Annotated in this window: 12 protein-coding genes; 7 read left to right on the top strand and 5 right to left on the bottom strand. The window is 73.0% G+C overall.

Translation table 11 applies throughout. The annotated features are described in order from the left end of the window. Positions 1-191: 191 nt before the first annotated feature. The 3 genes from K4G64_RS35810 to K4G64_RS35800 all read left to right on the top strand — a co-directional run bounded on the left by K4G64_RS35810 (position 192) and on the right by K4G64_RS35800 (position 3,398). Positions 192-563, top strand: coding sequence for a hypothetical protein (locus tag K4G64_RS35810; RefSeq protein ID WP_221760067.1), 372 nt, complete (start codon positions 192-194; stop codon positions 561-563). 97 nt (positions 564-660) lie between these two features. Then, positions 661-2,769, top strand: coding sequence for a helix-turn-helix transcriptional regulator (locus tag K4G64_RS35805; protein WP_221760066.1), 2,109 nt, complete (start codon positions 661-663; stop codon positions 2,767-2,769). Positions 2,770-2,840: 71 nt separating this feature from the next. Next, on the top strand, positions 2,841-3,398 hold the full coding sequence (locus tag K4G64_RS35800; RefSeq protein ID WP_221760065.1) for an XRE family transcriptional regulator: 558 nt from the start codon (positions 2,841-2,843) through the stop codon (positions 3,396-3,398). A 38-nt stretch (positions 3,399-3,436) separates the two neighbouring features. Here the strand turns inward: K4G64_RS35800 and K4G64_RS35795 are convergent, their stop codons facing one another. Then, positions 3,437-4,423 carry an alpha/beta fold hydrolase gene (locus tag K4G64_RS35795; protein ID WP_221760064.1) on the bottom strand — a complete coding sequence of 329 codons (987 nt, stop codon included), beginning with the start codon at positions 4,421-4,423 and terminating at the stop codon, positions 3,437-3,439. 140 nt (positions 4,424-4,563) lie between these two features. Between K4G64_RS35795 and K4G64_RS35790 the strand changes: the two genes are divergently transcribed. The 3 genes from K4G64_RS35790 to K4G64_RS35780 all read left to right on the top strand — a co-directional run bounded on the left by K4G64_RS35790 (position 4,564) and on the right by K4G64_RS35780 (position 6,944). Then, entirely contained in the window at positions 4,564-5,193 is a 630-nt protein-coding gene (locus K4G64_RS35790) for a helix-turn-helix domain-containing protein (protein ID WP_221760063.1), read from the top strand. Positions 5,194-5,648: 455 nt separating this feature from the next. Beyond that, positions 5,649-6,299, top strand: a complete 651-nt coding sequence (locus K4G64_RS35785; protein ID WP_221760062.1) for a LysE family translocator — start codon at positions 5,649-5,651, stop codon at positions 6,297-6,299. 81 nt (positions 6,300-6,380) lie between these two features. After that, the gene (locus K4G64_RS35780; protein ID WP_221760061.1) at positions 6,381-6,944 is read left to right on the top strand and encodes a snapalysin family zinc-dependent metalloprotease; all 564 of its coding nucleotides are present in this window, start codon (positions 6,381-6,383) and stop codon (positions 6,942-6,944) included. Between the two features lie 153 nt (positions 6,945-7,097). On the opposite strand, the gene K4G64_RS35775 is transcribed toward K4G64_RS35780, so the two are convergent. Beyond that, positions 7,098-7,664 (bottom strand): rhodanese-like domain-containing protein, encoded by a 567-nt coding sequence (locus K4G64_RS35775; RefSeq protein ID WP_221760060.1) that lies wholly within the window; start codon positions 7,662-7,664, stop codon positions 7,098-7,100. Between the two features lie 78 nt (positions 7,665-7,742). On the opposite strand from K4G64_RS35775, the gene K4G64_RS35770 reads away from it, so the two are divergent. Further along, the gene (locus K4G64_RS35770; RefSeq protein ID WP_018845516.1) at positions 7,743-8,024 is read left to right on the top strand and encodes a metal-sensitive transcriptional regulator; all 282 of its coding nucleotides are present in this window, start codon (positions 7,743-7,745) and stop codon (positions 8,022-8,024) included. A 39-nt stretch (positions 8,025-8,063) separates the two neighbouring features. Here K4G64_RS35770 and K4G64_RS35765 read toward each other — a convergent pair whose 3' ends face one another. The 3 genes from K4G64_RS35765 to K4G64_RS35755 are packed head-to-tail and all read right to left on the bottom strand — an operon-like array spanning position 8,064 to position 10,581. Then, complete coding sequence (locus K4G64_RS35765; protein WP_221760059.1) at positions 8,064-8,816, bottom strand: sulfite exporter TauE/SafE family protein; 753 nt, start codon at positions 8,814-8,816, stop codon at positions 8,064-8,066. Continuing rightward, positions 8,813-9,166 (bottom strand): rhodanese-like domain-containing protein, encoded by a 354-nt coding sequence (locus tag K4G64_RS35760; protein ID WP_221760058.1) that lies wholly within the window; start codon positions 9,164-9,166, stop codon positions 8,813-8,815. The genes K4G64_RS35765 and K4G64_RS35760 overlap by 4 nt, the downstream gene beginning before the upstream one ends. A gap of 38 nt (positions 9,167-9,204) precedes the next feature. Then, entirely contained in the window at positions 9,205-10,581 is a 1,377-nt protein-coding gene (locus tag K4G64_RS35755; RefSeq protein WP_221760057.1) for a rhodanese-like domain-containing protein, read from the bottom strand. Positions 10,582-10,843 lie beyond the last annotated feature (262 nt).

Here is a 10,843-nt window from a genome sequence, read left to right as displayed (position 1 = left end):
CCGTCCTCGCGCTCGGCCTGGAACCGCTTCAGGACGCGCTCGATGTAGTCCGGCAGTTCGTCGGAGGTGACCTTCAGACCGCGCACCTTGCGGCCGAAGCCGGCCTCCAGGCCCAGGGCGCCGCCCACCGCCACTACGCCCGCACCGCACAGCATCAGGCCGCCACCCGGCACCACACGACCGCGGTCCTCATGGAGGATGCCCGTAGCCACCCCGAACCCGGGTCCGCGGAGGCGAGACAGACCCGCTACCCGACCAAGGTCCGCTTCACCGACCCCCACGGACGCACCCACACCGCCCACGCCGATGCCCGGCCGGCCCTGCCCAGGGGCACCACCCTCGGCGTCTGGGCCGACATGGACGGAGAACTCACCGATCCGCCCCTGAGGCCCGATCAGGTCCGCAGCCGTGCCCTGGGCTCCGGCCTGATCGCCGTCCTGGGCGTCCACGTCGCGGCAGCCGTCGCCTACGGCACGGTCCACCGCGTCATCCGGCACCACAACCTCGTGGCGTGGGAGACCGCCTGGGCCACGACAGCCCCTCGGTGGACGACATCACCTTGATGCGGAACCGTGCGGACAGGTCATCCATACGGGTTAAGGGAACGGGTTAAGTGGCGGGATAAGCCTTGGTAGCCTCCCGGGAGGGAGGTAGACCGACATGGCATCCGAGGAAGAGCTGTTCGCGAGCGTGGACGCGCTGCTGGAGGAGGAGCCGCAGCTCCCGCCCCCGGCCGAGCGGGCCCGGCTGCGCGAGGCCGCCGGCATCACGCAGGCCCGCCTGGCTCAGGCGCTGAAGACGACGACGCAGACGGTGAAGAACTACGAGAACGGCCGCTCCGAGCCCAAGTCGCCACGCCTGGAGGCCTACCAGCGCCTGCTGCGCGGCTGGTCGGAGAAGTACCCGGCGCACGGCGTGCCCGCCCCCTCCCGGCCGGAGGCGCCCGAGACGGTCGTCGTCCCGCCCGCGGCCGAGGGCCCGGAGCCGCGGAGCGTCGCGCCCCCGAAGGCCCCCGTCACCCCGGCCGTACCGGAGCGCACCGCCGCCCGCCGCCCGGCGCCGTCGGCGAGGCGCCCGGCGAAGCAGGCCCCGCAGCCCGTGTCCGACGCGCGTTTCCCGCACGGCCCGCTGGCCGTGCTGGACGCCGACGGTTCCGCGTACGGCGTCGACGGCATCGTCCTCGACTGCCCCGCCACCTCCGTGCCGGAGCTGGCGGAGTGGGCGCTGCACGAGTCCGGCGTCGGTGCCGCGCGCCTGCACCGCAACGGCAAGGACTCCGACCCGCTGATCGTCCTCACCGCCGCGGCCGCCGTGAAGCTCGGACTGCCGGAGCGCCTGGAGGGCCACGAGCAGCGCCGCAACCTGCGCCTGCCCGACGACCACCCCGTCGTCCAGCAGGTGAAGAAGGCGAAGTGGCAGCTCACCCAGCGCGGTTTCGGCCCCTGGGCGCGCATCTACCGCACGGCGCAGGGCACTCGGCGACAGTGCGTGCAGCTGGCCGTCCTCTCCTGGGACGCCCTCGACGAGCGGTCCTGGCCCGGTGTCGCCGAGATGGAGCCGGCCGACATCGCCCGCGTCCTCGGCGTCTACGCCCGGCGCGTCATCACCCCGCGCGGCTCCACCGCCGTTTCCGGCCTGGAACTGATGACGGCCCTGCGCCCGCCCACCCGCGCCGTACGGGACGAGACCACCGGCAACTGGGTCCCCGGCCACAATCCGGGCAGCCTCGGCACCGAACCGATGGACCCGGCGCCCCCGGAGGCCACCCAGGAACATCCCGTGGTCGTCGGCTCCGGCTGGAAGGGCGGCTTCCTGAACGAGGAGGCCTACCAGTGGGTGCGCGACGTCGACCTGCTGAGCGACGAGGAGTGCCATCTGCCCTACGCGGTCGGCCTGGACCTGAACACCGCGTTCCTCGCCGCCGCCGCCCGGCTCACCGTCGGCCTGTCGGCACCGGAGCACTTCCACGGCCCGCAGTTCAACCCGAAGATCCCGGGCTCCTGGCTGGTCGACCTCTCCCACGTGGAGCTGGATCCGCGCCTGCCCAGCCCGTTCACACCGACCGGCGCGCGGCCCGACGGCCCGGCGTGGTACCAGACCCACACCGTCGCCTACGCCCAGGAACTCGGCTACAACGTCCAGCCACTGGAGGCGTACCTGCGGCGGGAGACCGGCGCGTACCTGGATCCCTGGCACGACCGGCTCAAGACCGCCTACCTCGACACCCTCGCCGACCTCGGCGTCACCCGGGACCTCGACGACCGTGCCTTCCTCGCGGCGATGGAGCGGCACAAGGAGGCCGATCCGGTCCTCGCCGCGGTCCTCGGGGCGATCAAGGCCACCGTCAAGGGCGGCATCGGCAAGTTGCGTGAGCGCCCCCAGGGCCGTCGCTACCGGGACGGAGAGCGCTGGCCGGCCCTGGAACGCCCGACCTGGCGCCCCGACATCCGCGCCGCCGTCATCTCCAAGGCCCGGGTCAACATGCACCGCAAACTGCTGAACATGGCGAAGCTGACCGGGCTGTACCCGCTCGCGGTGCTGTCCGACTGCGTCGTCTACCCCAGCCCCGGCCCCAGCCCGCTGGACTTCCTGCCCTACGCGGCCTCCGGCAAGCCCCAGCCCGGCGGCTTCCGCCTCGGCCCCAGCCCGGGCCTGGCGAAACCGGAAGGCGTCCAGGAGATGCTCTGGGCAGTGGACCTGATGGAGAAGGGCTACAACCCGGCCCGCCACATCAAGGGCGGCGACGCCGTCCTCGACGAAGGAGAGTAGGGCCGTGACCGTGAGCGCGCATCAGCCCGGTCGCCACCACGACGGCCCGGCCCCCGAAGGGAACTGACGCCGTGGGAGAGATCGACGACGCCATCGAGCGCGCCGACCAGGAGGCCTTCACCCGGGAACCGCCCAAGACCCTCAAGGGCCGGATCAACTTCCTGGTGAGGCAGCTCAAGACGACCCGGGCGGTGGCGGCGGAGCTCGGGGTGAGCCAGCGGTCGGTGGAGCGTTACCGCACGGGTGAACGCAGACATCCCCCGGAGGACATCCGGCAGCGGATCGACACGGCCGTACGGTCCCGCTGGCAGCCCCAGGTCCGCAAGCGCCGGCGCAGGCAGGCCGAGGCCACGGGCGGCATCACCGTGGAGACGCGGGCCCGGTTCGGCTACACGGCACCGATCGGCACCACCGACGACGGCCGCTTCCGCCGCCTCACCGTGCACCTCACGCCGGACCACGCCCGCCGCCTGTTCGAGGCGCGCGACGCGGGTGCCGGAGACCAGGAGATGCGGCAGATCATCGCGGACGGCTTCAAGGACGTGTACTTCCAGGACGGCGGCACGCGCGCGATCGACCTGTCGGACGTGGCCATCAACGACATCGACTACCTGGATCTCGACTACTAGGGGACGTCCGGACAGCCGTCGCAGCCGGCCTGCCCGGTTCACCCCTGGAGGGTGGCGAGCCAGTCGGTCAGCAGGCGGTTGACCTCGTCGGGGCGCTCCTGCTGGACCCAGTGGCCGCAGCCGTCCAAGAGGTGGGAGGCCGACAGGCCGGGGAGGGTGGCGGGGTAGGCGTCGATGGCGTCGGACATCCAGGTGGTGGAGGCGTCCAGGGCACCGCCGATGAACAGGGACGGCTGCTTGACCGGGGCTCCGCGGTGCGGGGCGAGGTCTTCCCAGTCGCGGTCCATGTTGCGGTAGCGGTTCAGCGCGCCGGTCATCCCTGTGCGCTCGAACTCCCCGGCGTAGACGTCGAGATCGTCCTCGCTCAGCCAGGCCGGGAGGACCCCCGTGGGGAAGCGGTCGCGCAGCCGGCCGCCGCGGGCGACGAAGTGCGGGTCGGGCTCAGCCCGGGCGGGCATGGTGTCGGCGGACAGGGCCGAGTAGAAGCCCGCGAGCCAGCCCCGCACGTCGGGCTCGATCTCCGCCTCGGCGCGGCCGGGCTGCTGAAAGTAGGAGACGTAGAACTCCTGCTCGGGGCCGCCGATCCGGCCGAAGACATCGGTGGGGCGGGGGCCGCCGGGTGGCGCGTAGGGGACGCTCAGCAGGCCGACGGCGCGGAAGACCTCGGGGTGAAGCAGGGCGGAGGCGGCGGCGATGTTGGAGCCCCAGTCGTGGCCGACGACCACCGCGTTCTCCTCGCCGAGGGCGCGCACGACGGCAACGGTGTCCTCCACCAGGTCGAGCATCCGGTAGGCGTCGGTCGCCTCCGGCTTGGAGGAGCGGCCGTAACCCCGCACGTCGACCGCCACAGCGCGGTGGCCGGCCGCGGCGAGCGCCGGGAGCTGGCGGCGCCAGGAGTACCAGGACTCGGGGAAACCGTGCACGAGCAGGACCAGCGGGCCTGCGCCCTGCTCGACCAGGTGCAGGCGTCCGGCCGGGGCCTCGACGGTGCGGTGGCGGAGCTCGGCGGTCGGCTCGGGCTGCATGGGCTTCTCCTCGGATCGCGGGCGGAGGCGACTGCCCATCGATCATGCGGCGCGGCACCCGCCCGGCGCGATCGGCCATGCCATTCTGGCAAACTCGCAGGACATGGCGGTGGAGCGGCAGGGCAAGAGGGAGCGGGAAGGTGGCAGTCGACGACGTGCAGGGCACGCTGGCCGCGATGGGGCCCCGGTTGCGGGCCGCGCGTGAGCGGCATGGCGCGACGCTCGCCGGTGTCAGCTGTGCGACCGGCATCTCGACCAGCACGCTGTCGCGGATCGAGACCGGCCGGCGCAAGCCCACCCTGGAGGTGGTGCTGCGGCTGTCGAAGGAGTACGGCGTCTCCCTGGACGAGCTGGCCGGCACCGCGCCGGTCCCCGCGGCCGAGCCGCGCGCCAGGGCGCCGCTGAGCTTCGGCGATGACAAGGCGGTGCTGCCGTTGACCCGGTACGTCGGCGGCCTGCACGCCCACAAGCACGTCCTGCCCGCCCTCGAGGACCCGCCCGCGAGGCCTCGTCAGGTCTCCCACGACGGCCACGAGTGGCTGTGCGTCCTGTACGGGCGGCTGTGGCTCGCGCTCGGCGACCACGACCTCATCCTGACCGCCGGGGACGTCGCCGAGTTCGACACCCGCACCCCGCACGGGGTGGCGAACGCCGGCCCCGGCGGTCCCGTTGAGTACCTGGTCATGTTCGGACCGCAGGGCGAGCGCCTACGGCCGCGCACGCTTCCAGCCGCCGGCCGCGGGACTGGTGGCAGAAGAGCTTCTGAATGAGCATGTGTGACAAGCCGCGTGCCTTGTCGGTGACGCACGTTGGGTTCCGCGGGGCGGGCCAAGACCCGCGCGGCCGACCGCAGCCTGTGGTCGGGAGGCGCGACGATCGCGTCGACCACCTCGTCGGGCAGCGCACGCCAAGCCGGCGTGTCCCAGGCCGCGATGGCCTCCGCGGACAGCGACCGGGTCAGAACGTCCACGGGCGGCGCCGGATTCCTTGCACATGAATCCCCCTGTTCGCCGGCGGGTGACGCGGCCCCGCAGATTGTGCTGGTGCCGTGCGTACGAGGTCAACGCCGGTGAGCACACGCGTCCCTGGCTCCGGTCCACGCCCGGCTCCGGCTGCCGGACTGTCCGGGCGGCCCGAACGGGGGTACTCGGTGCCGGTGCACGAAGGCGTGTCAACGGCCTCCGGTCGCAGGCGGTTTCGGGATGCGCGCAGAAGTGGAGGGCGGATGGCGGTCGACCTGCTCGGTTTCCTCGGCGTTGTGCTGGTGGCGTATGTGGTGCCGGGTCCGGACTTCCTCGTGGTGGTCAGATCGGCTGCCGAGGATCCATCGAAGGGCAGAGCCGCGGCACTGGGAGCCCAGGCCGGGCTGTGTGTGCACATGCTGGCCGCCGCGGCCGGCCTCACGGTGATCGCCACTCGCTCAGCCGCGGTGTACGACGGGATCCGGCTGATGGGGGCGGCCTACCTCGTGTATCTCGGCGTGCGGGCGGTACTCGCCGCTCGCCGTATCGCCCGGAAAAGGCACCACGCCAACGGGACCACATCCGACGCCCGGGAGGAGGGCGGGTGCGCCGAGGGACGTCTTGGCAGCGGTTTCACTCAGGGGTTGCTCACCAACGTGCTCAACCCGAAGGCCGCCCTGTTCTTCCTCAGCGTCCTTCCGCAGTTCGTCGACGGGAACCGGCCGATGGCGCAGCAGATCTTCTTCCTGGGCATGCTGGACATCCTCATCGGCGTCGCCTACTGGTTCGCCCTCGTCACGGTCGCCGCGCGACTGGGAGCCCTGCTCGCCCGGCCTGAGATCCGCAGGCGCTGGGAGCTGACCACCGGCTGGTTGTTCATCGCCATCGGCGTCTCGGTGGCGGCCGCTGCCTGAGGATTCAGGGATGACCCGGCCGGGCAATGGGCTAGGGAATGTCATGAGCACGACTGCCCTTCCCCCACAAGGAGGTCGATCATGCACGTCCGCCTGCTGACCGGAGGCGTCGCCGTTGCCGGTCTGATGTCCCTGTCCCTGACGGGTGGCCAGGTCGCGGCCGCCGTCCCCCACGCGCCGCACGCCCCACTGGCCGCCCGTGTCGTGACCTACGACGCCAGTGGCTCCGCCGAGTTCAAGAGTGCCGTCGACCGGGGCGCGGCGATCTGGAACGAGAGTGTCGATGCCGTCGAGCTGCGACCGGTGGCCGCCGGCCAGCGGGCGAACATCCGGGTTCTCGCGGACAATGGCTGGCCGCGCGCTCTGCCCACCACCCTGGGCAACGGCACCGTGTACATCGGGCGCCAGGCCGTCGATCAGGGCTACAACACGATCCGCATCTCCGCGCACGAACTCGGGCACATCCTGGGCCTGCCGGATCGCAAGCCGGGACCGTGCTCGAGTCTGATGTCCGGTTCCAGCGCGGGCACTTCGTGCACGAACCCGTATCCGAACGCGGCCGAGAAGGCGGAGGTCGAGGGCAACTTCGGCGGCGAACTCGCAGGGTGGGCCCCGTCGGTGCGTGCCGGGGTGATCGTGGACTGACGCCTGCGGTGCCTCACGTGAAGAGGCCCCGCGTCCATGCCGGAACGCTCGCTGTCGATCGGTAGCGGCAGCGAGCCGCGACGGTTCCCCTGCCACCGTGCCGCACGGCAGGGGAACCGACCGGCCTGTCGCGTCGTAGGACCCGCCGTCCAGTCAGCCCTTCAGCGCGGCGAGGGTGGCGTCCAGGTCGATGGCGGCGGGCCGGTTGCAGGGGAGCCGGGCGAGCATCCTGGCCATGCCGCAGGTGTTGGTCACGGCGGAGAAGACCAGGCCGCCGGCCACACCCGCGGACAGCACACGCGCAGCGCTCCAGCGCTGTCCGGCGAGCAGGCCGGTGAGCACGAGGGTACCGGCGGCGAGGCGGACCTGGCGGTCCATGGCCCAGGGAGAGCGGGAGCCGGCGGGGCGGTGGGTGTCATGGCCGAGCTGCGTCCAGGCGGTGGTGCCGCCGGTGAGCGTGGCGGCGTTGATCCCCTGCTCGGCCAGGCGCTCGCAGGCGGTGGCCGAGCGGGCGCCCGAGGCGCACACGACGAGGAGTTCGCCGCGCTCGGCAGCGGCGCTCAGCGAGGGCAGCGCGGCGTCCAGGTGGTCGAGGGGGATGTTGTGGGCGCCGGGCAGGTGGCCGGAGGCGTACTCGCCGGGGGTGCGGACGTCGATGACGGTCAGTTCGTGGAGGCGGGTGCGGGCCTGGTCGGCGGTCAGGGCGATGATGGGTGTCACGGGGGGACTTTCCTTTACTCGGGGGGGCATCCCTTCGGTAGGATACCCGTGGGGGTATTTCGCGAGGGAGTGTGGGCTGTGGAACTGGCGATGGCTGCCGAGGAACTGAAGACCGTGGTCAACCGGCTGCGCCGGGCCCAGGGGCAGATCGCCGGTGTCATCAAGATGATCGAGGAGGGGCGGGACTGCGAGGACGTGGTCACGCAGCTCGCGGCGGCGTCCCGGGCCCTGGACAAGGCGGGCTTCGCGATCATCGCGACCGGTCTGCAGCACTGCCTGACCGACGCGGACATGGCCGCCTCCGGTGACCGGGAGCAGATGCGTGCGCGTCTGGAGAAGCTGTTCCTTTCTCTGGCGTGAGCCTGAGCCGTACGTCCGTGTCGACGGCGGACCGGCCCGTCAGGTGAGGGCGTCGGCCAGCATGAAGGCGGCGACGGCCAGGAGGGCGAGGGCGAAGGCGCGTCGCAGCAGTCCGCCGGTGACCTTGGCGGCCAGGCGTTTGCCGTCCCACGCGCCGAGGATCGCTGCGCCGGTGAAGGGGCCGGTGACTGCCCAGTCGATGCCCGCGGTGGTCGCGCCACGGGTCGTCAGGGAGGCGAGAGAGTTCGCCGAGATGACCAGCAGGCTGGTGCCGACGGCGGCCTGCATCTCGAAGGCCAGCACGGTGACCAGGGCGGGGACGGCGAGGAAACCCCCGCCGACGCCGAGCAGCCCGGTCAGCGCCCCGAGCCCCGCTCCGGTGCCGGCGGCCCTGGCGGGCCGCACACCGTCGGCTTCCGGACCGGCGGCGGGGCCACCGGAGCGCAGCATGGTGACGGCGGCGAACGCGGCGACGGCGGCGAACGCGGCGGTCAGGACCGGCTGCGGCAGCCGGGCCGCGACGGCTCCGGCCACGGCGGCGGGCAGCAGCCCGGCCGCGGCGAACAGGGTGCCGGCCTTCCAGCGGACGTTGCCGGTGCGGGCATGCGCGTACAGGGCCGTGAGCGAGGTCGCGGTGACGATGATCAGCGCGGCGGTGGTGGCCGCGGCCAGGGTGAAACCGAGCAGGTAGATCAGCGCGGGCACCGCCAGGACACTGCCACCGCCGCCGAGCGCGCCGAGCGCGAGCCCGACCACCGCCCCGGCGACCAGGGCCAGGATCAGCGCGCTCACCGTATGACCCCGCCGCTGCCGCCCTGACAGCTGACCCGAGGGCGCTCATGGGCCCGTACGGTCATGCCGGCGGTGACGACGTCGACGACCTCGACGTCCTGCCCTGCCGGCAGCTCGGCGACCGGCCCGGAGCGGCAGGCCGCTACCACCGGCCCGCCCCGCGCGAGGGAAGGAAGCTGCGCCCCTGCCGGCAGGTGGACTCCCGGCACGTGCCGGGAGCCGAGCGCATGCCCGGCTCTCCGCTCCGGCGTTTCGCGGACATCCAGCAGTGCGGCAGAGCCGCTGACGGCCCGCGGCAGAGCCTCGTGGGGGCCGGGACGGCCCGGGGTGCGGCGCGGCAAGGGGAACATCGTGGATCACTCCGTGCGGGTGGTTCGGGGCGGGAGGGTCAGGCGGCGTCGCCGGGGCGGGCCAGGGGCAGTCCCGCCTCGGTGGCGGCGTCGAAGCCGTCGTCGACGGCGACCACGTCACGGCCCGCGGCATCCAGCAGGGAAGCGGCGATCGCCGCGCGCATGCCGCCCGCGCAGTGCACCCACACCGTCCCGCACGGCACCTCGCCGATACGGCCGTGCAGCTCGTGGACCGGGATGTGCACCGAGCCCTCGATGAAGCCGCCCGCGCGCTCGGCGACGCGCCGCACGTCCAGCACCACCACCCGCTCTCCCCGCTCGCGCAGCGCGGCGAGGTCCGCGAAGCGGGCGCGGGGGAAGGAGACGAGCCGGTCACCGGCGCGGACCCAGTCGGCCGGGTCACCGCTCGCGGCCGCGGCCGGGCGGTCGATGCCGACCCGGGCCAGCTCCCGCTGCGCGTCCGCGAGCTGCTCGGGTGTGTCGGCCAGCAGGGTGACGGGCTTGCCCCACGGGATCAGCCAGGCCAGGTAGGTGGCGAGTTGGCCGCGGCCCTCGAAGTTGAACGAGCCGGCCACGTGCCCCTCGGCGAAGGCCACCCGGCTGCGCAGGTCCACCACCCACTCGCCGGCGGCCAGCCGGGAGGCGATCTCCTCGCCGTCCGCGCGCCGGGGCGGTGTGAGGTCGATGGGTGCGGGGCCGGCGGCGTTGGCCGGGCCCATGTGCGCGTAGTAGGCGGGCACGTCGTCCAGCCCTGCGAGCATTTCGGCGACGAAAGTGTCCACGTCCTTGGTCAGCGCGTCGTTGGTCCCGCGCTCGCGGCCGATGGTGGTCGCCTCGCCCGTGGCCTGCGTAGAGGAGCAGAAGCTGCCGAATCCGTGGGTGGGAAGCACCGGAACGTCGTCGTCCAGCTCGTCGGCCAGGCGGTGTGCCGAGGCGTGCTGGGCGCGAGCGAGCCCCTCGGTCAGCCGCGGCTCGACCAGGTCGGGGCGGCCCACGGAGCCGATCAGCAGCGACCCGCCGGTGAACACCGCCACGCCGTGCCCGTCCTCCTCCAGGACGTAGGAGGTGTGGTGCGGGGTGTGTCCGGGGGTGGCGAGCGCCCGCAGCGCCAGACCCTCGTCGACCGTGACGGTGTCGCCGTCGGCCACGGGGGTGCGGTCGAAGGAGACGTGCGCCCCGGCCGGCACCAGGTAGGCGGCGCCGGTGACCCGGGCCAGCTCCAGGCCGCCGCTGACGTAGTCGTTGTGCACGTGTGTCTCGACGACGTACGCGATGCGCACCCCGCGCCGGGCGGCTGTGGCGATGACCTGATCGATGTCGCGCGGCGGGTCGACGACCACCGCCGCACCGGGCCCGCCGGCCACATAGCCGCGGTTGCCCAGGCCCTCGAACTCCAGGGTGTCGACGAAGAACACGACTGCGACTCCTCTCGTACGGTGAGTACCCCCGGGGGTATGTGTCATTCACCATAACAGGAATACCCCAGGGGGTATTTCAGGTGCGGCTGCGAAGGCGGGCTGTGCCGCATCAGGTCCGGCGGGAGCGCGGGCCGGGCGGGTGACGCAGGGCGTCGCGGCACGCGAGGAGGGCGGGGTGCCGGGTGCTGCCCCGGCGTACGACCGTGAAGATGCGGCGCGTGCGCCGGCCGCGGGGGAGGGGGCGCAGGGGCACGGTGGG

The sequence above is a fragment of the Streptomyces sp. WAC04114 genome (assembly GCF_019733245.1).
In the GTDB taxonomy this organism is placed as follows: Bacteria; Actinomycetota; Actinomycetes; order Streptomycetales; family Streptomycetaceae; genus Streptomyces; species Streptomyces massasporeus_A.
The sequence above is the reverse complement of the archived record's forward strand: the minus strand, read 5'-3'. Positions and strand labels throughout refer to the sequence as shown.

What these genes read in the sequence shown, in the direction of transcription:
- K4G64_RS35805 (WP_221760066.1), top strand. Translation starts at nt 661, where the DNA reads ATGGCATCCGAGGAAGAGCTGTTCGCGAGCGTGGACGCGCTGCTGGAG.
- K4G64_RS35795 (WP_221760064.1), bottom strand. Translation starts at nt 4,423, where the DNA reads ATGCAGCCCGAGCCGACCGCCGAGCTCCGCCACCGCACCGTCGAGGCC.
- K4G64_RS35785 (WP_221760062.1), top strand. Translation starts at nt 5,649, where the DNA reads ATGGCGGTCGACCTGCTCGGTTTCCTCGGCGTTGTGCTGGTGGCGTAT.
- K4G64_RS35760 (WP_221760058.1), bottom strand. Translation starts at nt 9,166, where the DNA reads ATGTTCCCCTTGCCGCGCCGCACCCCGGGCCGTCCCGGCCCCCACGAG.
- K4G64_RS35780 (WP_221760061.1), top strand. Translation starts at nt 6,381, where the DNA reads ATGCACGTCCGCCTGCTGACCGGAGGCGTCGCCGTTGCCGGTCTGATG.
- K4G64_RS35810 (WP_221760067.1), top strand. Translation starts at nt 192, where the DNA reads ATGGAGGATGCCCGTAGCCACCCCGAACCCGGGTCCGCGGAGGCGAGA.